Annotated in this window: 20 protein-coding genes; 8 read left to right on the plus strand and 12 right to left on the minus strand. The window is 71.0% G+C overall.

From position 1 onward, the window contains the following. Nucleotides 1-173 precede the first annotated feature (173 nt). The 9 genes from ACZ466_RS10875 to metX form a co-directional block, all read right to left on the minus strand. A complete protein-coding gene (locus tag ACZ466_RS10875; protein ID WP_378290237.1) occupies nt 174-1,268 on the minus strand; it encodes a hypothetical protein in 1,095 nt (364 codons plus the stop codon). Further along, nucleotides 1,265-1,540 (minus strand): helix-turn-helix domain-containing protein, encoded by a 276-nt coding sequence (locus ACZ466_RS10880; RefSeq protein ID WP_378290235.1) that lies wholly within the window; start codon nt 1,538-1,540, stop codon nt 1,265-1,267. Before ACZ466_RS10880 ends, ACZ466_RS10875 begins: the two co-directional genes overlap by 4 nt. After that, nucleotides 1,537-2,259: a DEAD/DEAH box helicase gene (locus ACZ466_RS10885; RefSeq protein ID WP_378290233.1), complete on the minus strand. Its 723-nt coding sequence runs from the start codon at nt 2,257-2,259 to the stop codon at nt 1,537-1,539. The genes ACZ466_RS10880 and ACZ466_RS10885 overlap by 4 nt, the downstream gene beginning before the upstream one ends. An 8-nt stretch (nt 2,260-2,267) precedes the next feature. Next, entirely contained in the window at nt 2,268-4,169 is a 1,902-nt protein-coding gene (locus tag ACZ466_RS10890) for a hypothetical protein (RefSeq protein ID WP_378290231.1), read from the minus strand. A 182-nt stretch (nt 4,170-4,351) separates the two neighbouring features. Next, nucleotides 4,352-5,128: a hypothetical protein gene (locus tag ACZ466_RS10895; RefSeq protein ID WP_378290229.1), complete on the minus strand. Its 777-nt coding sequence runs from the start codon at nt 5,126-5,128 to the stop codon at nt 4,352-4,354. Nucleotides 5,129-5,142: 14 nt separating this feature from the next. After that, entirely contained in the window at nt 5,143-5,790 is a 648-nt protein-coding gene (locus tag ACZ466_RS10900; protein WP_378290227.1) for a Crp/Fnr family transcriptional regulator, read from the minus strand. A gap of 473 nt (nt 5,791-6,263) precedes the next feature. After that, entirely contained in the window at nt 6,264-6,746 is a 483-nt protein-coding gene (locus ACZ466_RS10905; protein ID WP_378290225.1) for a CoA-binding protein, read from the minus strand. Next, entirely contained in the window at nt 6,743-8,059 is a 1,317-nt protein-coding gene (locus tag ACZ466_RS10910) for an O-acetylhomoserine aminocarboxypropyltransferase/cysteine synthase family protein (RefSeq protein WP_378290223.1), read from the minus strand. The genes ACZ466_RS10905 and ACZ466_RS10910 overlap by 4 nt, the downstream gene beginning before the upstream one ends. A gap of 33 nt (nt 8,060-8,092) precedes the next feature. Next, nucleotides 8,093-9,289, minus strand: a complete 1,197-nt coding sequence (gene metX / locus ACZ466_RS10915; protein ID WP_378290221.1) for a homoserine O-acetyltransferase MetX — start codon at nt 9,287-9,289, stop codon at nt 8,093-8,095. 87 nt (nt 9,290-9,376) lie between these two features. On the opposite strand from metX, the gene ACZ466_RS10920 reads away from it, so the two are divergent. The 8 genes from ACZ466_RS10920 (at nt 9,377) to ACZ466_RS10955 (ending at nt 18,408) form a co-directional block, all read left to right on the plus strand. Beyond that, nucleotides 9,377-9,925 (plus strand): OsmC family protein, encoded by a 549-nt coding sequence (locus tag ACZ466_RS10920; RefSeq protein WP_378290219.1) that lies wholly within the window; start codon nt 9,377-9,379, stop codon nt 9,923-9,925. Nucleotides 9,926-9,936: 11 nt separating this feature from the next. Beyond that, on the plus strand, nt 9,937-11,181 hold the full coding sequence (locus ACZ466_RS10925; protein ID WP_464044014.1) for a flavin-containing monooxygenase: 1,245 nt from the start codon (nt 9,937-9,939) through the stop codon (nt 11,179-11,181). Nucleotides 11,182-11,558: 377 nt separating this feature from the next. After that, nucleotides 11,559-12,422, plus strand: a complete 864-nt coding sequence (locus tag ACZ466_RS10930) for an amidohydrolase family protein (RefSeq protein ID WP_378290217.1) — start codon at nt 11,559-11,561, stop codon at nt 12,420-12,422. Between the two features lie 8 nt (nt 12,423-12,430). After that, the gene (locus ACZ466_RS10935; protein WP_378290215.1) at nt 12,431-14,608 is read left to right on the plus strand and encodes an acyl-CoA dehydrogenase; all 2,178 of its coding nucleotides are present in this window, start codon (nt 12,431-12,433) and stop codon (nt 14,606-14,608) included. Nucleotides 14,609-14,664: 56 nt separating this feature from the next. Continuing rightward, on the plus strand, nt 14,665-16,419 hold the full coding sequence (locus tag ACZ466_RS10940; protein ID WP_378290213.1) for a class I adenylate-forming enzyme family protein: 1,755 nt from the start codon (nt 14,665-14,667) through the stop codon (nt 16,417-16,419). 92 nt (nt 16,420-16,511) lie between these two features. Further along, entirely contained in the window at nt 16,512-17,348 is an 837-nt protein-coding gene (locus tag ACZ466_RS10945; protein ID WP_378290211.1) for an enoyl-CoA hydratase-related protein, read from the plus strand. A gap of 25 nt (nt 17,349-17,373) precedes the next feature. Continuing rightward, nucleotides 17,374-17,922: an MBL fold metallo-hydrolase gene (locus ACZ466_RS10950; RefSeq protein WP_464043359.1), complete on the plus strand. Its 549-nt coding sequence runs from the start codon at nt 17,374-17,376 to the stop codon at nt 17,920-17,922. 267 nt (nt 17,923-18,189) lie between these two features. Beyond that, the gene (locus tag ACZ466_RS10955; protein ID WP_378287174.1) at nt 18,190-18,408 is read left to right on the plus strand and encodes a hypothetical protein; all 219 of its coding nucleotides are present in this window, start codon (nt 18,190-18,192) and stop codon (nt 18,406-18,408) included. A 21-nt stretch (nt 18,409-18,429) separates the two neighbouring features. Here the strand turns inward: ACZ466_RS10955 and ACZ466_RS10960 are convergent, their stop codons facing one another. The 3 genes from ACZ466_RS10960 to ACZ466_RS10970 all read right to left on the minus strand — a co-directional run bounded on the left by ACZ466_RS10960 (nt 18,430) and on the right by ACZ466_RS10970 (nt 20,832). Continuing rightward, nucleotides 18,430-18,723, minus strand: a complete 294-nt coding sequence (locus ACZ466_RS10960; RefSeq protein WP_378287173.1) for a hypothetical protein — start codon at nt 18,721-18,723, stop codon at nt 18,430-18,432. A 72-nt stretch (nt 18,724-18,795) separates the two neighbouring features. Further along, nucleotides 18,796-19,986: an amidohydrolase family protein gene (locus ACZ466_RS10965; RefSeq protein ID WP_378287172.1), complete on the minus strand. Its 1,191-nt coding sequence runs from the start codon at nt 19,984-19,986 to the stop codon at nt 18,796-18,798. A gap of 240 nt (nt 19,987-20,226) precedes the next feature. After that, nucleotides 20,227-20,832 (minus strand): TetR family transcriptional regulator, encoded by a 606-nt coding sequence (locus ACZ466_RS10970; RefSeq protein WP_378287171.1) that lies wholly within the window; start codon nt 20,830-20,832, stop codon nt 20,227-20,229. Between the last annotated feature and the right edge of the window lie 175 nt (nt 20,833-21,007).

Below are 21,007 nucleotides of genomic sequence, written 5' to 3' on the forward strand. Positions count from 1 at the left end.
GAACATCCCCCGCCGGATGAGGCCAAGTCGAACCGTCGGCTGCCCGTCGGCCTCCAACCAACTCGGGCGCTCTGCCCGTTTCTTCCCGTAGGCCCGCGCCGACGCACGACCATCGCACGCCTTCGTCTCCGCGATCGGCCGCAGGCCCACGAGAGCAGGGTCCCAGGCCGGACCTACAGGAGGGTGCGAGCGGTTCCAGCCCACTCGTTGACGCAGGTGACCACCTGATTGAGGCGCCGCAGCGACGCCGAGATCTTCCCGGCGGGCTTCCTGAGCTGCCGGCTCAGCTTCTTGGACATGTCCACCATCTGCCTGACCTCGTTGAGTCCCGCCATGCTCTCCTCCAGACCGTCGGCCATCTCGACCATCTGCTGGAGGAACTCCTCGTGCTCCCGCCTGCCCTCCTCCGGAAGCTCCGCGATGAAATGGAGGACGCCGCGGATCCCACTGTCGATGGTCCGCATCCGCTCGGAGAGGCGTCTGCTGACCGTGTCCAGTTCCTCGGCGGGTTCGGTGATCGCCCGCGCGAACCTGCCGATCGCCGCCACCAGTGCACCCGGTCGGGCGTTCTCGAGGGGGATGTCCGGCGCGGCGCCTTCCCCCGCTCGGCCCAGTTCCTCCAGAGCCAGCGCAACCTCGCTGGCGTCCTGCTCGAGGGCCATGAACTCGCTTTCTAGAAAGTCCATGGTCTCGAAGAGGCCCGGTGACTCCTCGTCGTTCTCGGACGACGGCACGTGCGTCTCTTCGTCCCGTCCAGCCGGGGCGTCGGCAATGGCCTTCAGTCTCTCCTGCACCCCGGCCTCCAGCGCGACCTCCAGTTCCGTCCGCGCCTGGATCAATCCTCCCGGCGAGTGCTTGTACCTGATGATCTGGGTGTTCGCGACGTCCGCGGGGATCCGCTCGTACTCGCCGATCATGATCGTCGGCTTGCCTGTCAGCTGGCGCATCCCCACCCCGTGCACGACGGTCCAGCTGCCGCCGCTGAGGTCGGCGATGACGATGTCCGCCTCCTGCAGGTAGCGGCTGATCTGCTTGGCGGACTCGCCCAGCGCGGGCAGTTCGTCGGCACGTACGAGCTTGATGGCGTACTTCTGGCAAGCCTCGAACGCGACCTGCTCGCAGAACCTGACGTACTTCTCGTAGGCCTCCCGCTCGGGCGTGCCGAGCCTGGCATGGCGGTCACCGGCCGGGCCCATGGCGAAAGCCGTCAGCGGTCGCTCCGGCTGCTTCGACGATTCAGGCTGGGCGGGCGGGGCCATTACGGTCACCGGGTCTCCTCCGTGTCGAGGGCGAGTTGGACGCCTGTCTCCAGGTGCTCGAGGTCGATCGGGAACTGTTCGATGCCGAGGGCGTTCATGAGCGCGATCGTGGGGACCCGGTAGCGACGGCCCACCCGGATGACCTCGCACGGGAACCTGTCCTCGTGGACCATCCGGTACGCGGTCTGGATACTGACGCCGAACGCACGGGCCGCCGTCTGCAGGTTCACGGCCAACGGCAGGCCGAACACCTCGGCGAAGGTCAGCGGGTCGGCGCTCACCGGGCGGAACCGATCGGGCGCAGTGACAGCCGCCCGACAGGACGGCCCGCGCCGAGACGCCGGGCCCGATGAACGACCTCGCCCAGCCCCATGTCTCCGGCGAGCAGCCCCAGCCGTTCCCCCTCGGCCTGTTCGCGGTGGGTGATGCGGATGGGAGCCCGCAGCCCGGTGGGGGAGGGCGGGGGACTGATCTCCAGTTCCCAGGCGTCGCCGGGAACGTCGCCGGGGCTGTCCGGCCCGGCGAGTCCCCTAGGGTCGGCCACCGCCACCTCCCTGTGGCCGCGACGGACTTCCGGCCACACGCGGCGCGACATCCTGCGCAGCAGGGTCTCGCCCGAACCGGAGTGATCCGGGTCGCTGTGGGGCAGTTCCTCAAGGAAGGCGGCGACCAGTTCCGCCTCGACGTCGGCGCGGTCGACACGGAGGCGGTCGGTGACGAACGTGGTCGTCCGCCGGATCCACGACTCCCCCAGCCAGAGCGCGAAACAGCGGGCCAGGTCGCGATCCGGCCGCTCCCGCAGCGCCGAGGCGATCGCCACAGCCCAGACGGCGTCCCGCAGCGGTGCCGCGACGCCATCACCACGGACTTCGGTGTATGCCTCCTCCGGCGTCAGATGACGGTGTCCGTCTCCGAGATCGATCCGGACCCCCGGGTGTTCCCGCACGATCCGCGCGTCGAGCTGGACGAAGAGAGGGCTGCGTCTGCCGTATGACCTCATGATCCTCCTCAGTCGTGTCGATTGATCGCGTCCAGAAAGCGACGGACGCGGGGATGGGGGTCCTCGCCCACCGCGACGAGCAGGGTCTCGACGCTCGCCGCGCGGGACGGGTCGCGCTGGGCCGAACGGCGCCAGCGGACCACCGTCTCGCGGAGGCGACCGCAGTTCCGGGCACGGATGGATCGCGTGATCAGCGTGGTGATCAGGCGGGCCGCCTCGGGATCGTCCATCTGGGACTCGAACCACAGCGGATTCACGTGGAGGAACCGAGGCACGATGCGCACCGCGTACTGCGCCTCGGCGTCCTCCGTCTCCGACCAGGCCACCAGTTCTCGGAGAACCTCGATGCCGTCGTCCCGCAGGAACAGGTCCAGCATCGCGTCGTCCACCGCTCGGTCGACGCGTCCGTGCGGGTTCTCCTCGGCCCCCTTCACGAGGTAGCGCAGGACGGTCAGCGCGGGACGCAGGGAGGCGGTCTCCGTGCGTCCGCCGCAGGCCGTCGCCGCCGTGATTCGGTAGGCGACGCGTTCCGCGTAGGCCCAGGTGCATAGGAGGCCCAATGTCTCCCGGTCCGCACCGGGATCCTCCAGCAGTGTCCGCAACGCCGCCGCCGCGACGACGTACCCCGACGGGCCGCCGGAGGTCACGCAAGCCCGCACGTCTCGCAGCCCGCCCACGCCGGGCTTCGGCGACACTGACTGGGCCAGCGCCCACCCCGCCCTCTCCACCAGGTGGTTCTCTGCCCCGACTCCACCTAGCCATCGGACGAGCGCGCGGCCGATGCCCATCCGATGCCACGCGTGCCGCATGATCGCCAACGTCCACAAAGGGCGCATGAACACCACGATGGACCGAGCGGGACGTCCCGGCCGCCACACAAGGTCGGTCCGGATGCCGAAGGGGGCGAGAAGAGTGGAGAAGGCCACCTCGGTGTCCGTGCCGCCGTCGGACGCGCTGCGGCCGATCCGCCGGATCTGCGCGTGCAGCCGGGCCGCCTGCTCCATGACGACGTGCTGCTCCTTGCCCGCGAATACCGCCGCAGCGATGAGGCAGCTCCGTTGGGCGTCGTCGAGAGGCGCTGCGAGTCGTTCCCCGATCTCGCGCTGAGCCGCGACCGTCAGTTCGGCCAGCACGAACGCGGGCCGTTCCGCCGGTGTCCTGGCCAACCGCGCGGCCGTGCGCAGGGCATCGAGCGCCTCCAAAGCGGCACCCGGCGCAGCACCCACCGGCAGCAGGCCCTCCAAGAAGTCCCACGAGAAGCCGTCGAGTATCCGGCGTCGGCGGCACTCATCCGGAACGGCGACCGCAAGGTGCTCCAGCAGCACGTCCGCTCCCGGCGGAGGCACGCAGCGTATCGGCGAGAACTCGGTATCCTCCTCCACGCGGACGGCCAGTTCGTCATCCTCCGGAAGAAGCACGACCAGTACTTTTCCGGCGTCGCGCAAGTCGGCGGCCAGCGACGCTAGGGCGGCTGGCCGCTGCACCAGGGCGCCCAACGTCCCGTCGAGCAGGAAGCCATCCGCCTCGTCAGCAGCCGGGTTCCAGCACCCGAGGTCCAGACTCTCGTCCAGGTGGCGGACGACACCGGCGCCGACATGCCGACGCAGCAGATTCAGGCCCAGCGTTCTGCGCCCGGTTCCCCGACCGTGCGCCAAGAACACGATTCGGCGTTTCGCGAGCACACGACCTGCCAGTTCGAAGTTCTCCGGCGGCACGAACGCCTTGGCCGCGCTCTCCAGGACCTGCGGGTGCAGTCTCCCGGCGGACGCCGACGACCGTCGGCCGGGCGGGCTTCCGGCGCCGGCGAGGGCAACCCTCTTCTCCTGGCTCTGGCCGATGATTCCCGCATTGAAATTTCCGTTGAACAGGTTGAGAAAGAGAACCTGACCGGGCTCTGGTCGCTCAGCCATCGAGATCTCCTGGCTCCTCCGCTGAAGGCGGGATGCCCGCCGTGGACCTGACCGCGAACCTCCTCTCCACTGCCCTGGACGTCGGTTCCCCCGTCCCGCCCGAGTTTCCGGCGACGGCGGCCGGCGTTCTGCTCCGGGAGTGCACATCTCGTATGAGGCAGGTCACACCGCTGGGCTCCCGGTCAGCCGTTGAAGTTGATCGACTGATTCCCGCCGACCACTCCGTCGTTGCGGTTGCCGACCGTGTGGTGGACGACATGCGCAGCACCCTGAGCTCGCCGTTCAGCGGCTTCACCGTCCGGACCGGTCTCCGGGTTCAGCAGCGCGGCGATTCCGGCGGCGAGCAGGTTCCCCGACGGAACCGGGACGTGGATCCAGGCACGCTGGTCGAACTGCTTGTCGGCCAAGGTCGCGGAGACCTCGCAGAAGAGGTCGGGGTGCAGTGACCGCATGCTGCGAACCGCGACCTTGAAGCAGTCGTCGGAGACGATGACGACCGCACGGGTCACCTCACGGCTCGCCTTGGCGAGGAGAAGCTTCAGCACGTCCGCGTTCAGGAGGCGGTGGGCCTCGTTGCGCGCCGTGCCGCTGCCGTCATGGGGCCCGCCGTCCACCGGCAACGGCCCTATGTGGAGGCTGACCCGCAGCCGCAGCGGGCCGCCGGACTGCGGTTCGCACTCCATGAGGGTCCGCTGGAGCGTCGCCGGCCAGGAGGCGATGACGCCGGGCATCATCGCCGGGTCGAAACCGAAGGCATAACCGTCGCCCCGATGAGAGGGGAATACCCTGCGCTCCCACACCTCCCCGACACCCGCGCGCTCGAACGACCTTGCGAGGACGTCGAGGATGAATCCGGTCGCGTGTTCCTGGGAAACGTCACTACGCTTGCTGAATCCCTCCGCATCGACCGCAACGATTCCCCTGTACCCGGGAACCGGGTACCATTCCTGATGGTTCACCACTACCTCCACTGTCACGCCTGAACGGTCCGTGCGAGCTTCCGAAGCTTCTCGTTGTCGAGGATTTCAATCCTCCCGCGCCGCCTGCGAACACCCATGCTCTCCAGTTGCCTGAGCCCACTGGACACGCTGTTCCGCCCTATTCCGAGATGGCACCCTAGATCCTCTTGGGTCGAATGGAGGGCTACCGGCCCGGGATCACAGAAACCCCCGGCACGTTGACGGTCAAGAATTCTGGTGAGCACGAAGGCCAGCTGGGCCGAAACGTCACTCCCGCCGCGTACGGCGATCGTCTCGGCAAGCCGCTCACGAATGTCTTCTGACACACGGCCCATGAATCCGTGCCGTTCCATCAGCGCGAGATAGGAGGCGCCGGGCACCAGCGCCACCCTGCACCGCTCCAGCGCCTCGACATACGCGGACCGGGGCCGGCCGTACAGCACGGCGGTGCGTCCGATCACGTCATGCCGTCCACGAAAAGCCAGCACATCCGACTTCCCGCTGCCGAGCACCCGCCAGACCTTCACGTGCCCTTCCAGCACCATGACGACGCTGGACGCGACATCGCCCTGGCGGATCATCAGATCACCCCGGCGATAGTTTCGAAACCGCGACAGGGCCAACAGATCTGCCATGAGCGAGCTTTCAGGCACAACATTCATGCCAGCGAATATAGCCACAAAGTCCCGGCGACTTACATACACCAGCACCAGGAAATAGGGCTGTCCGTAAAGCTATATTGATCGATCCTCAAAGGGTTGCGCCATTTCATCGGACAGCGGATGGTCGACCCGAACATCACGTTATAATTGCCTGCCGCGATCAGACATAATCAATTTAATAGCGCATCCACGTTGATGCAGTAAATACCCGGAATGTGAAGCACGTCGCCACCACGCCTCTCTGCGTACGAGAGCGCGGTAGTGCGAGCAGCGGGCGACGGGGTGGGCACGTTCCTCACCGCCACCGAGCCGTACTCACTGAATCGGACACGCGACTGGTCCGTGAGGCCCTTGAGTCGGCGATGAACGCCACCACGATCCAGCTGTGCGGATCAAGGTCACCGGAGAGGCCCTCGACTCCTCGCCGGAGGACCATCGACCAGGGTCCGATCGCCGGACGTGCTTCGCAGCAGTTACTGGAGGCCGGTGCGGAGGGAGGTTATGCGGTTGGTGTTGAAGCCCAGCCAGTGCATGCGGCCCTGGTAGCGGGCGTGCTCGATCTTGATGCAGCGGTCCACGATCACGGTCAGGCCGGCGTCGGCGGCGATCCGGGCGCCCTCCTCGTTGATGACGCCGAACTGGCACCACAGGGAGCGGGCGCCGATCGCGACGGCGTCGCGGGCTATCTCGGGCAGGGCGTCGGGGGCGCGGAAGACGTTGACGATGTCGACCGGCTCCGGCACCTCCCGCAGGCTCGGGTAGGACGTCTCGCCCAGGATCTCCGTCTCGCGGGGGTTCACGGGGATCACGCGGTAGCCGTGCCGCCGCAGGTAGAAGCCGACGAAGTGGCTGGCGCGCAGCTGATTACTGGACAGGCCCACGACGGCGACCGTCCGGGCGGTGTTCAGCACCTGCTGGATCGCGGCCGGTTCCTGGTACGGCGTGAGGTCGGTCATGCGGTCTTCTCCACTTTCGCGAGCGCCTGTTCCAGGTCCCAGATCAGGTCCTGGACGGACTCGGTGCCGACGGACAGGCGCACCGTGCCCGGTCCCACCCCGGCGGCCCGCAGTTCCTCGTCGCCGAGCTGGCGGTGGGTCGTGCTGGCGGGGTGGATGATGAGGCTCTTGGCGTCGCCGACGTTCGCCAGATGGGACCAGAGCGTCACCCCCCGGATCAGGTCCTGGCCTCCGGTCCGGCCCCCGGCGCAGTCGAAGGAGAACACCGCGCCCGCGCCGCGCGGCAGGTACTTGTCGGCGAGCGGCCGGTACGGGCTGGACGGCAGGCCCGGATAGGTCACGTTCGAGGCGTGCTCGTGCGCGTCGAGGAACTCGGCGACGGCCCGCGCGTTCTCGACGTGCCGTTCCATCCGCAGCGAGAGCGTCTCCAGGCCCTGGAGGAAGAGGAAGGCGTTGAACGGCGACAGCGCGCCGCCCAGGTCGCGCAGCGTCTCGGAGCGGAGCTTCATCAGGTAGCCGTAGGTCCCGAACGTCTCGTGGAAGCGCAGCCCGTGGTAGGCGGGCGAGGGGTCCGCGACCACCGGGAACCGCCCGTTGGACCAGTCGAACCCGCCCGACTCGACGACGACCCCGCCGATGCTCGTGCCGTGCCCGCCGATGAACTTGGTGGCCGAGTGGACGACGATGTCCGCGCCCCACTCGATCGGGCGGCACAGGTAGGGCGTGGCGAAGGTGTTGTCCACCACGAGCGGGAGCTCGTGCTCGTGGGCGATCGCCGCCACGGTCGCGATGTCCAGGACGTTCCCCGCCGGGTTGCCGATCGTCTCCGCGAAGAACGCCTTGGTGGACGGGCGGACGGCGCGCCGCCACGCGTCCGGGTCGTCCGGGTCGACCCAGGTCAGGTCCACGCTCATCTTGCGCAGCAGGTGCTTGAGCTGGTTCACCGTCCCGCCGTACAGCGCGGCGGAGGAGACCACGTGATCGCCCGGCTCCAGCAGCGTGAACAGCGCCGCGGCCTGCGCGGCGATCCCGCTGGCGAACGCGACCGCGCCGCAGCCGCCCTCCAGGTTCGCGACGCGCTCCTCGAACACCGCGACGGTCGGGTTCATGATGCGCGAGTAGGTGTTCCCGTACTCCTGGAGGTTGAAGTAGGCCGCCGCCGACTCCGGGTCCTCGAACACGTAGCTCGTCGTCTGGAAGATCGGCACCGCGCGGGCGCCGGTGTTGGGGTCGGGACGCTGCCCGGCGTGCAGTTGCCGCGTCTCGAACCCGAACGCGCGGGCTTCCTCGACACGGGAGGGTCCGTCGGTCACGTGCTCTCTTCCCTCGAAGTCGTCCACCGGTCCTCAGGATAGGAAACGGCGGATGATGGGTGTCTGCCGCGCTTCCTCCAGGAGGAAGCTGTCATGCCCGTACCGCGTGTCGATCACGTGCTCCTCGACGGGCTTGCCGAGGGCGCGCAGCGCCTCCGCGATCTCCCGGGACGCCGCCGGCGGGTACAGCCAGTCGGAGCTGAACGCGATGAGCAGGGTGCGCGCGGCGACGCCGTCCAGCGCCCGGGCCAGCGAGCCGCCGCCGTGCTCGCGCGCGAGGTCGAAGTAGGTGAGCGCGCGCGAGATGTACAGGTAGGAGTTGGCGTCGAAGCGCCGGACGAACGACGACGCCTGGTGCCGCAGGTAGTTCTCGACCTCGAACTCCGGCTCGGTGATGGTGTGGCGGATGTCGTCGGCGAACTGGAGCCGCCGCCCGAACTTGCCCTCCAGCGCGGGCGCGGACAGGTAGGTGACGTGCCCCACCATCCGGGCGACGCCCATGCCCGCGTCGGGCGCGCGGCCCGTGCCGTAGTAGCGCCCGCCCCGCCAGTCCGGGTCGCGCAGGATCGCCTCGCGCGCGATCGCGTTCCAGGCGACGCCCTGGGGGTGGAGGGCGTGCGTGCTGGCGATGACGACGATGGCGTCCACCTGGTCGGGGTAGCGGACCGCCCACTCCAGCGCGCGCATCCCGCCGAGCGAGCCGCCCGCCACCGCCGCCAGGCGCTCGATCCCCAGGGCGGTCAGGAAGGCGCGCTCGGTCCGCACCATGTCCGCGACGGTGACCACGGGGAAGTCCGGTCCGTACGGCTCGCCCGTCGCGGGGTCGGTGGAGGACGGCCCGGTCGTGCCGCCGCAGCCGCCGAGCAGGTTCGTGGCGACGACGAAGTAGCGGTCGGTGTCGAACGCCTTGCCGGGGCCGATCATGCCGTCCCACCAGCCGAGTCCGCGGCCCGCGGCGCCGTCGCGGTCCCGGGCCGCGAACCCGTCGCGGGTCCCCTCCGGGGGCGGCGTGGCGGCGACGCCCGCCGCGTGCGCGTTCCCGCTCAGCGCGTGGCACACCAGGAGGACGTTGTCGCGTTCCGGCGCGAGCGTGCCGTAGGTCTCGTACGCCACCCGCACGGGATGGAGGGTGCGCCCGCAGTCGAGCTCCACCGGGTCGGGGAGGTCGAGGTACCGCGTCTCGACGGTGCCGGCCGATCCCGGTGCCGGGGCGTGAGCTGACGTGGACATGGGGTTATGTTGCCCGCCCTCACCGTTGTATTGTCAAGCAATCGGGTCGGGATTACCGGAATTCAGACGAAAGGGATACCGCACGCCATGACCACGGTTTCCAACGGAGTGAACGTGCAGGCGCTGCTGGAGGCGCGCGAGGCGCTGAAGGAGACGCCCGAGGCGGCCCGCTTCACCTGGCGGGCGACGTCCGCCTGGAAGGACGGCGTCCACAGCACGACGCGGATCCAGAACTTCTTCGGCCTCGGCCAGGAGCAGAGCCACAAGACCGAGACCGTCTTCGACGCCGACCACCCCGAGGTCTTCGCCGCGGCGGACAACGGCATCACCCCCATCGAGTACCTCCTCGTCGGCCTGGCGAGCTGCCTGACCGCGGGCGTGGCGTCGGTCGCGCAGAACCGCGGCATCCAGCTGCGCTCGGTGGAGGCCGTCGTCGAGGGCGACCACGACATCCGCGGGATCCTCGGCGCCGACAGCGACGTCCGCAACGGCTTCAACGACGTCAAGGTCACCTTCACCATCGACGCCGACGCCTCGCCGCAGGAGATCGAGGCGCTGGTGGCCCAGTCGCAGAAGCGCTCCGCCGTGTTCGACGCCCTCACCAACCCGACGAACGTCACCGTCGGCGTCGCCTGACGGAGCCCGCCATCGAGCACGTCACCACGGTCGTCGTCGGCGCCGGGCACGCCGGCCTCGCCGCGAGCCACTTCCTCAGCGCCCGGTCGATCGACCACGTCGTGCTCGAACGCGGCGAGATCGCCAACTCCTGGCGGCACGAGCGCTGGGACTCCCTCCGCCTGCTCACCCCGAACCGGCAGAGCCGCCTGCCGGGCCGCCCCTACGACGGCCCGGACCCGGACGGCTACATGACGGCCGGGGAGACGGCCGAGTTCGTCGAGCGCTTCGCCAAGACCGCGGCCGCCCCCGTCCGGACCGGCGTGAACGTCACGTCGGTCCGGCGGACGGCGGCCGGCGACGGGTACGACGTGACGACGAGCGACGGCCCGATCCGCTGCCGGGCGCTCGTCATCGCGAGCGGCGCCTGCAACCGTCCCGTGGTGCCCGCGTTCGCGGACGCGCTGCCGCCGTCGGTCGAGCAGCGGACCTCGTTCGACTACCGCGCTCCCGGCGACCTGCCCGACGGCGGCGTCCTCGTCGTGGGCGCGTCGGCGACCGGCGTCCAGCTCGCGTCCGAACTGCACCGCTCCGGCAGGCCGGTGACCCTCGCGGTGGGCGAGCACGTCCGCCTGCCGCGCACGTACCGGGGCCGCGACGTCCTGTGGTGGATGGAGGCGTCGGGCGTCTGGGACCAGCGCTACGACGAGATGGACGACCTCTCCCGCGCCCGCCGCCTGCCCTCCCCCCAGCTCGTCGGCACCCCCGACCGGGCCACGCTCGACCTCAACGCCCTCACCTCAGCGGGCGTCGAGCTGGTGGGCCGCTGGGCGGCGCTCCGCGACGGCGAGGCGCTGTTCTCCGGCGGCCTGCGCAACGTGGCGTCCCTGGCGGACCTGAAGATGGAACGCCTCCTGGGCACCTTCGACGAGTGGGGCGAGGCCGCCGGCCACGACGCCGCGTTCCCGCCCGAACGCTTCGAGCCGACCGCCGTCCCCGCCACGGCACGTCTGCGCCTGGACCTGCGCTCCGGCGCGATCCGCACCGTCGTCTGGGCGACGGGCTACCGCCCCGACTACGACTGGCTGCACGTCCCGGTGGTCGACGCGAAGGGCCGCCTGGTTCACGAGGGCGGCGTGGTCGCGTCCCCCGGCCTCTACGCACTGGGCCTGCCCGTGCTGCGGCGGCGCAAGTCGACGTTCATCCACGGGATCGAGGACGACGCCCGCGAGGTCATCGCCCACCTGGCCGCCCACCTGACCGGCCGCGACGACTGACGCCCCGCGCGGCCGCGATCCCTTCCGCCGGAGATCCCCGGCCCCATGAGCGGGCGTACCTGGCCGCCGCCGCACTCGGCGCCGCCGCCTCCTGACGCGGGTGCCTGACCCTGACCGGCCGTCGGCCGCGAACGCCGTTCTACTGAAATTACGTTTCAGTGGGGTTGTCCTGTCTCGCGGGTGGACGCGGCGGGGCGGGGAGGCAGACACCTTGATCCTGATCGGGGACATGATCGAACACCGCTCCAGATGACGGTGTGACCCTTGACATAGTTAGAACACTGTTTCAGAATCTGGTTTCACGTGCTGGCGGGTCGTCCGGCGGAGGGGCCGGGCCCGCGCGCGTCGCGTCCGCGCAGAGCCGGAGAGGAGCCTTCATGGCGTATCCCGCAGGCGTCCCCGTCATCGACACGATGATCGCCTTCCCCGAGGAGGGCACGTCCCGTTACGACTTCATCCGCGCCCAGACCAAGGACACCGCCTCCCGCGAGGAGATGGAGTTCCCCGCGGAGTACATGTTCAAGGAGGTCCCCAAGGACCTGCCGCCCGGCGACCCGATCGGCGTGACGCTCGGCGGGATGGACCGGCACGGCATCGAGCGGGGCCTGATCGGGGTGGACGGCGAGGTCTCCCGGGACGCGCTGAAGCGGTATCCGGACCGGTTCGTCGCCTCGGGGAGCGTCGACCCCAACACCGGCATGGACGGCGTCCGGAAGATGGTCCGGGAGTACGAGGAGTTCGGGATCCGGGCGGTCGGCGCCTTCCCCTCGGGGACGTTCCCGCAGGTCGCGATCAACGACAAGAAGATGTACCCGTTCTACGCCAAGTGCGTGGAGCTGGACATCCCGATCTTCATCTGCGCGGGGGTGCCCGGCCCCCGGCTGCCGATGGCGCCGCAGCGGGTCGAGCTGATCGACGAGGTGATGTTCGACTTCCCCGAGCTGGTCATGGTCACCCGGCACGGCTGCGAGCCGTGGACCGACCTGGCCGTGAAGCTGATGCTCAAGTGGCCCGGCCTGCACTACTCCACCAGCGCGTTCTCGCCGAAGTACTACCCCAGGGCGATCGTGGACTACGCCAACACCCGCGGCGCGGACAAGATCATTTACGGCGGCTACTTCCCGATGGGGCTGTCCCTGGAGCGGATCTTCGAGGCGATGCCGCGGGTGCCGTTCCGCGACCACGTGTGGCCCAGGTTCCTGCACGAGAACGCCCGCCGCGTCCTCAAGCTCGACCGGTAGGAGTGATCATGACGCTGGGACTCACCGAAGAGCAGCACGATCTCGCGACCGCGGTCGCCGGCTTCGCCGCCCGCCACGCGCCGCGCGCAGAGACGCGCGCCGGGCTGGAGCGGTTCGGGGCCGGGGAGGTGCCCGCCGGCTGGGACGCCCTGGCGTCCCAGGGGCTGACGGCGCTGCACCTTCCCGAGGAGGCGGGCGGTGCCGGGGGCGGCGGCGTGGACCTGGCCGTCGTGGTGGCGGAGCTGGCACGGGGCCTGTGCCCCGGCGGCGTCCTCCCCACCGTGGTCACGAGCGCGATCCTGACGTGGGCCGTGGACGGCCGCGCGCCCGAGACGGTTGTGAAGCGCTTCGCCGAGGGCGCCCGGGGCACGGTCGCGCTGGACGCCGGCACGCTGACCGCGCGCCGCACGAACAACGGCTACCGCGTCACCGGCACCAGCGGCCTTCTGCTGTCGCCGTCCGGTGCCGGGCTGTTCCTCCTGCCGGCGGCGGCCGAGGGCGGGGACGGGGAGGTCTGGTTCCTCGTCGAGGCCGAGCGGCTTTCGCCCGGCGACGTGGCGACCCTCCCCGGCGTCGATCTGACCCGTGGCCTGGGCCGCGTCACCCTGGACGGCCACGAGGTCGCCGCCGACCAGGTCGCCGCCGTGGACCGGGACCGCGCCCTGCTCGTCACCGCCGCCCTGGGCGCCGCCGAAGCCGTCGGGCTGGTGACCTGGTGCCTGGAGACGGGGGTGGACTACGTCCGGACGCGCGAGCAGTTCGGCCGCCCGGTCGGCTCCTTCCAGGCGATCAAGCACAAGTGCGCCCGCATGTTCATCGAGCTGGAGACGATGAAGGCCGCCGCCTGGGACGCGGCGCGCGCGCTGGGCGGGCCGTCCGGGCAGCTGGAGCTCGCGGCCGCCGCGGCGGCGCTGGTCTGCGTCCCGGCCGCGCGGCGGCTGGGCCTGGAGACCATCACGCTGCTCGGCGGCATCGGCTACACCTGGGAGCACGACGCGCACCTCGCCTGGCGGCGAGGCATCTCGCTGGGGGCGCTGCTCGGCCCCTCGGCCGTCTGGGAGCGGCGGCTCGGCAGGGCGGCGCTCACCGCCGAGCGGCGGTTCGACCTCGAACTCCCCGACGAGGACGGGGCGTTCCGCGACCGGATCGCGGGCATCCTGGGCGAGGCGGCCGCGCTGGAGGGCCGCGAGCGGCGCGTGTTCCTGGCCGGCAGCGGCCTGGTGGCACCGCAGTACCCGGCTCCCCACGGGCTGCGGGCCACCCCGCTCCAGCAGATCGTCATCGCCCAGGAGTACGAGCGCGCGGGGATCGAGCAGCCGGGCACGGTGATCGGCGAATGGGCGCTGCCGACGATCATCGCCTACGGGACCGCGGAGCAGGTGGAGGCGTTCGTCCCCGCGACGCTGCGGGACGAGCTCACCTGGTGCCAGCTGTTCAGCGAGCCGGGCGCGGGCTCGGACCTGGCCTCGCTGACGACCCGCGCGGTCAAGGTGGACGGCGGCTGGCGGATCAGCGGCCAGAAGGTCTGGACGTCCAGCGCGCACGAGGCGGACTGGGGGATCTGCCTGGCGCGCACGGACCCCGAGGCGCCCAAGCACAAGGGCCTGTCCTACTTCCTGGTGGACATGGCGTCGGAGGGCGTGGACGTGCGCCCGCTGCGCGAGGCCAACGGCGGCTACATGTTCAACGAGGTCTTCCTCGACGAGGTGTTCGTCCCGGACGCGCGGCTGGTGGGGGAGCCCGGCCAAGGCTGGACGCTCGCGCGCACGACCCTGGGCAACGAGCGGGTCAGCATCAGCGCGATGCGGGTCACCACCCTGGACGTCCCCAAGCTGGCGCGGGCCGCGGGGGCGCCCGGCGACGACGGCGTGCTGCGCTCGTACGGCAGGCTGACGGCCACCACGCAGGCGCTGTCGGCGATGGGGCTGCGGTCCACGCTGCGCAGCGTCTCCGGCCTGAAGCCGGGAGCCGAGGCGAGCGTGCTGAAGGTCGCCGCGGCCCTGCAGACCACCGCGATCGCCGACACCGCGCTGGAGTGGGCGGGCGCGTCGGCGGCGCGGGACGGCACCGACGACGAGGTCGTGCACGCCTATCTCTCGGTCCCCCCGCAGCTCATCGGGGGCGGCACGGTGGAGATCCAGCTGAACGTGATCTCCGAGCGGATCCTCGGCCTGCCGCGCGGGTGAGCCGCCGTCCCGGGCCCGCAGGTCCACCGAACTCTCCCCCACCCCCGGAGGACACCGTGACCACCGCCCTGCACGATTCCGACGACCGCGGCGCCCCGGCCCCGGTCACGCTCACCTGGCCCGGCGACCGGCGGCTGCCCGAGGACGCCCGGACCGCGCTGTGCGGTCCGGGCGCCCCGTTCGAGCGCACCACGGAGGACGTGCTCGGCACGCCCGTCGAGGTGTTCGCGCGGCGGTCGCCGAACCTGGCGGCGCAGCTCGCCCACGCCCGCGCCACCACGCCCGACCTGCCCTACCTGGTGTTCGACGGGCCGGAGCCGCGGACCGTCACCTTCGCCGAGGCGTACCGGCTCGCGGCCGCCTACGCCGAGGTCCTCGCCGGCCGCCACGGCATCGGCAAGGGCGACCGGGTCGCGGTCGCCGCCCCCAACACGCTGGAGTACGTCCTGGCGTACTGGGCGACGGTGTCGCTCGGCGCGATCCTGGTCGGGCTGAACGGCTGGTGGACGCCTGCGGAGATGGACCACGGCCTGGCGCTGACCGAGCCCGCGCTCGTCCTCGGGTCCGGCGCCCCGATGGAGCGGGCGTCGGCCACGCCGTGGTCCGGGACGGCGGGGGTGCCGCACGTGCCGCTGGAGGAGCTGCACGCGGCCGCCACCGGGCTGGCCGATCCTCCCGGCGCGCTGCCCGGCGTCGCGGTGGACGAGGACGACCCCGCCGCGATCATGTTCACCAGCGGCACCACCGGCCGCCCCAAGGGCGCGACCATCTCCCACCGCAACTTCGTCTTCTTCAACCAGCACGGCGCGCTCGGCGGCGCGACCACCGCCCTGCTCGACGGGCACCGCTACCGCCAGGTCCCGGACGGCGCGCAGCGGGCGTCGCTGATCGTCAGCCCGCTGTTCCACGTCTCGGGGGCCGGGGTCACGATGGCGGTCGCGCCGATGGCCGGGCTGAAGCTGGTCTTCCCCGGTCCGGGACGGTGGGATCCCGAGCGCGCGCTGCGGCTCACGCACGAGCACGGGATCACGCAGTGGAGCGGCGTCCCGACCCACTTCTGGCGGATGCTGGCCCACCCGGACTTCGCGTCCTTCCGGACGGCGCAGGTCACGATGGTCGGCAGCGGCGGCGCGATCTTCCCGCCGGAGCTGATGCGGCACGTCCGGGAGACGATGCCCGGGGTCCAGCTGGGCAACGGCTACGGGATGACCGAGACCCTCGGCACGGGCACCCTGTGCACCGGCTCCCTGCTGGAGGAGCACCCCGGCTCGGTCGGCGCGGCGGTGCCCACCGTGCGGGTGCAGGTGCGCGAGGACGGGCGGCCGCTGCCCGAGGGCGAGGTCGGCGAGATCCACATCCAGGGGCCGGGGGTCTTCCTGGGCTACTGGCGCGACCCGGAGGCGACGGCCGGGGTGCTCGACGCGGAGCGGTGGTACCGCACCGGCGACTACGGGCGCATCGAGGACGGCCTGCTCTACCTGGAGAGCCGCATCCGCGACCTGATCCTGCGGGGCGGGGAGAACATCTACCCGATCGAGATCGAGTACCGCCTCGTCGAACATCCCGAGATCGTCGAGGCGGCCGTGGTCGGGGTGCCGGACAGGGTCCTCGGCCGGGAGGTGAAGGCGTACGTCGTCCGCGAGGAGGGGAGCGCGCTGACGGCCGAGGGGGTGCGGGAGTGGGCGGCGCAGACGCTGGCCGCGTTCAAGGTGCCCGCCCACGTGGAGTTCCGCGACGCGCTCCCCTACAACGAGACGGGCAAGGTCATGAAGCGCAGGCTCGAAGAGGAGCACGCGGCCGGCCCCCGATAGAATCACGTTTCACACTTGGCCCTCTCGCGGCACACGCGCACGGCGCGTCCCGGCCGCGGGAGGGCTCTCCCCCGCCCGCACGGATCGGAGTGATGGTGAGTTACAAGCTGGTCCTGGTCGACACCCCGGCGCCCTACGTCAGGCGCGTCACGCTTAATCGCCCGGAGAAGCGGAACGCGCTGAACGCCACGCTGCAGCGGGAGGTCATCGACGCCCTGCGCGAGGGCGACCGGGACCCGGAGGTCCGGGTGCAGATCGTCCGGGGCGCCGGAACCTCGTTCTCGGCGGGCTACGACCTGGCGCCCGAGCCCGGCGAGTACGCGACCGAGGGCGGCGGGCAGGGCGCGTTCCAGCGGACCGTGGTCGACCGCTGGACCGGCATCTGGGACCTGGACAAGCCGGTGATCGCCCAGGTGCACGGGCACTGCCTGGCCGGAGGGTCGGAGCTGGCCACCGGATGCGACCTGGTCTACGTCGCCGAGGACGCCAAGATCGGCTACCCGGCGGTGCGGTTCGGCGTGCCGGACATGCAGTACCAGGCATGGCTGCTCGGCATGCGCAAGGCCATGGAGTTCATGCTCACGGGCGACTCGATGAGCGGCGCCGAGGCGGTGGAGCACGGCTTCGCCAACCGCGCCTACCCGGCCGCCGAACTGGAGGAACACGTGCTGGAGCGGGCGCAGCGCGTCGCGCAGATCCCGGCGGACGTCCTGCAGGCCAACAAGCGCACGGTGCACCGGGCGATGGAGCGCATGGGCCTGCGGGACGCGCTGCGCGCCGGGACCGAGCTGTCGGCGCTGGCCGTCCACAACGACGGCTTCAAGGCGTTCATGGCGTCCGCGCAGGAGAAGGGCCTCACCAAGGCGCTCAGCGAACGCGACACGTCGTTCGGCGACGGCCGGACCGGCGACGCCCGGCCGCCGCGTTGAACGGCACCGCCCCGGCGGGACGGCGATGACCGGCGCCACCGTGCGGCCGTCCGGAGACCGGGAGCGCGGCGCGCTCCAGGAACCGGTGCCCGGCGTGTGGCGGCTGCCGGTCGTCGTGGAGCGGAACGTGCCGCCGACGGTGAACGTCTACGCGATCGAGTCGGGAGGCCGGTTCGTCCTGGTGGACGCCGGCTGGGACGACACCAGCCTCGCCTCCCTGCGGGACGGTCTCCACGCCCTCGGCGCCGGCCTCGCCGACGTCGAGGGCGTGGTGCTCACGCACGGCCACCCCGACCACGCGGGACTCGCCGCCCGCCTCCAGGAGCACACCGGATGCTGGGTGGGCGCGCACCGTTCCTCAGGACTGTGCATAAGTTGCTCAGCCGCGCGCCCCGAACGGTCTTGGACGCACTGGTCCCCGGCGTACTCGACCCCGGTGCGGCGACACGCATCCTGTGCGTGGTCCGTTCCCGGGAGGCCGGTTCCCTACGCGACCTGGCCAAGTGGGCTCGACCAGAGGCGACGGGGAGGCCCCAGACCATCACTCCGGTGGAAAGGGGGCCCCGCACGCTGACATCGAACCCGGCGTCCCAGATCGCGCTACTCAAAGTACATAGACCAACACACACCGTCAAGCCGGATCACTTGATCACCCGCATGTTCACTCAACCGACCTCACAGGCGAACGGTTCGTACCCCGCCGAGCTGCGCTGGTTCACCTGGTCGGTGCGGGCGGACGTCGTCCTGCCCGGCCACGGGCCCGTGGTCACCGACGCGCACGCCCTCCACCAGGACGTCTGGGACCACTACCACGGCAAGCGGGGAGCGGATCCTGGCGGCCGTGCCCGGACCGGACGCCGGCGGCCTGACCGCCTGGGAGATCGCCGGCGTGCTGGCGGCCGGCCGCCCGGGGCCCGGCATCTCGATGGCCGCGCAGGCCCTGGCGGCCGGTGAGACCGACACCTTCCTGCGCCATCTGAAGGCCGCGGGCCGCGTCCGCGCCGAAGGCGCCCCGGCCCGCTGGACCCGCCGGGACACCGGCCCCGAGTCCCGACCCTGACCCGCAGCCTGCTCCAGCCGCTCAGCGTGGAGCGGTCCAGTTCGCCACCAGGCCGGCCCAGCGTTCGGAGATGGCGCGGTCGAGCGCGGCCCCGTCCTCGGCGCTGAGCCGCCTGGGGCCGTGGCCCGCCTCGCCGCCGACCGCCGGCAGCAGGGCGAGCAGTTCGTCGGCGTCGAGCCCGAGGGCCCGCAGGGCCGCGGCGTCGCGTTCCAGGTCGAGCTCGTCCGGAAGGGCGGATCGGGCGATGAGGACGGCGGTGTCCTCCTCGCCCTCCTCCATGAGCAGGTTGATCAGGCTGAGCTTGCCGAGCCGCACGGCGGGCTCCTTCGTGTCGGGGCGGCGGAAGGGGCGGGAACGGCTCGCCGTTCCCGCCCCCTCGTGCCGCGTTCAGGCGGGACGGCGGGTCGCCAGTTCCCAGCCGTTGGTGCGCATGACGGTCTCGCACTCCTCCGGCGTGTAGTCGAAGTTCTCCAGGTCCTTGATGTAGGACGCGGGGTCCGCGAGGCCCTCGACGTGGGGCCAGTCCGAGCCCATGAGGATGCGCTCGACGCCGACCAGGCGCAGGAGGCTGCTCAGCTCGTCCTCGTAGAAGGGGGAGACCCACACGTGCCGCCTGAACGTCTCGCGAGGGTCCTCGGGGAAGAGGTGCGGGACCTGGCCGTAGGCCTTGGAGAGCTTCTCGAACAGGTGGAAGACCCAGGCGGACCCGACCTCGATGGAGGCGATCCGCAGGTTGGGGAAGCGGTGGAACAGGCCGAGGGACAGGTGGCTGGCGAGCGTGTCCTGCATGGGGTCCGGGGAGCTGATCATGCGGAAGGCGTTCGCGCGGAACGCCTCGGTGAAGCTCTTCTCGCCCCACTCCTGGAGGAACTTGGTGTAGTGGGTCTCGCCGCCGTGGTAGAGCACGGTGATGCCGGAGTCACCGGCCAGCTTCCAGAACGCGTCGAACATCGGGTCGCCGGGCGCCTTCATGCCGGACTCGGTGACGACCGGGCCGGGGATCATCACGACGAAGCGCGCGTCGTGCTCCAGCGCCCACTCCAGTTCGCGGACGGCGTTGGCCGGGTCGGCGAGCGTGATGTAGGGGGCGGCGAAGATCCGGTTCCGGTAGGCGAAGCCCCAGTCCTCCTCCAGCCACCGGTTGAACGCCCGGAAGGCCGCGGCCAGGGCCGGGATGTCGTGGGCGAGCGCGACCTCCATGCCGACGCCGAGGGTGGGGAGCATGATGCAGGCGTCCATGCCCTGGCCGTCCATCACCGCCAGGCGGGCGTCCCGGTCGCGGTACTCGGCGCGGATCGGCTCCAGCTCGCCCATCAGCTTGCTGGGGTCGGCCGACTTGGGGTTGCGGCCGCGGAAGTACTCGTCCATGACGCCGGGCGCCGCGACCGGGTCGAAGGTCGGCTTCGGGATGAACTTGTTGACCTTCTCGGCCACCAGGAGCCGGGTCCTGCCGTTCATCTCGACCCACTGCATGGTCCGCTTGCGGAACTCCGGCTCGATGTGCCGGGTGAACGCGTCGACCGCCTCGTAGTAGTGGTTGTCGCAGTCGAAGAAGCGGAACGGGAGTTCGTGTGCCATGGGGTCGCCCTCCATCGGGAACGGGGGAACCGGCGACGCGGCCGCGGACGCGGACGCCGGGCTGAGTCAAAAATAGAATATGGTTTCTCTCGCGGCAAGAGCGGGGGTGCCTCTACCTGCCAGCCGGCCCGATGTAGTGCTCGAACCGAGCCCGACGGGCACCGATCTTCCGGCACGATCCCGTAGAACCTTGTTCCAAGGTCAGGGCGATGGAAGCGCGGCCCGGCGGCCCGGCGACGGTCAGCCGGTCTCGCGCAGGACCAGGCGGACGACGTCCTCCAGGTTGCGCAGGGTGTCCATGATGGTGGCCCGGCCGGTCGACCAGCTGATCAGCCCGGCGCCCAGGGTGGACGAGATCGCGATGCGGGCCGGGCGGGCGATCTCGGGAGGCAGCCCCGACATCAGGGCCTCCATCACCCGCTGGTTCTCCTCGCCGATCTGGACCAGGGTCTCGCTGGCGTAGGGATCGGAGGACGCCTCGACCTGGACCGCGAGCCGCGCGAAGTTCGGATTGTGCTGGAAGGCCCGCATCTGCCGCAGCGCGAAGTCCAGCACCCGCTCGGTGATCTGCCGGCGGTCGGGGCGGGCCAGGTCGGCCATGACCTTCTCGGTCAGCCGCCCGTGCCAGTCCGCCCACGCCGCCGCGAGCAGATGCTCCTTGGAGGCGAAGTAGCGGTAGGCGGTGCCGAGGGCGACCCCGGAGCGCTCGGCCACCTCGCGCATCTGCAGGTTCTCCGGCCCGGTCTCGGAGACGATCGCGATGACCGCGCCGGTGAGCCGCTCACGGCGGGCGCGCTGGTTCGGGGTCATGGAGGTGATCGGCGCGCGGAAGAAGTCTTGGCTCACCCGCGCGATTCTACGACAACGGGATTTCACTTCCGTCCACCTCGATCCGGTGGCGGCGCCGTCGCCGCGGCGGGGGCGGCCCAGTTCAGCGGAGCGATCGCCGGGACCCCACCCGCCCTCCGGGGCCAAGAAAATCGAACGTCGTTCTGTCAAACGCACAGGAAGCCTCCCGGTG

This window comes from Actinomadura rugatobispora, from assembly GCF_055379765.1.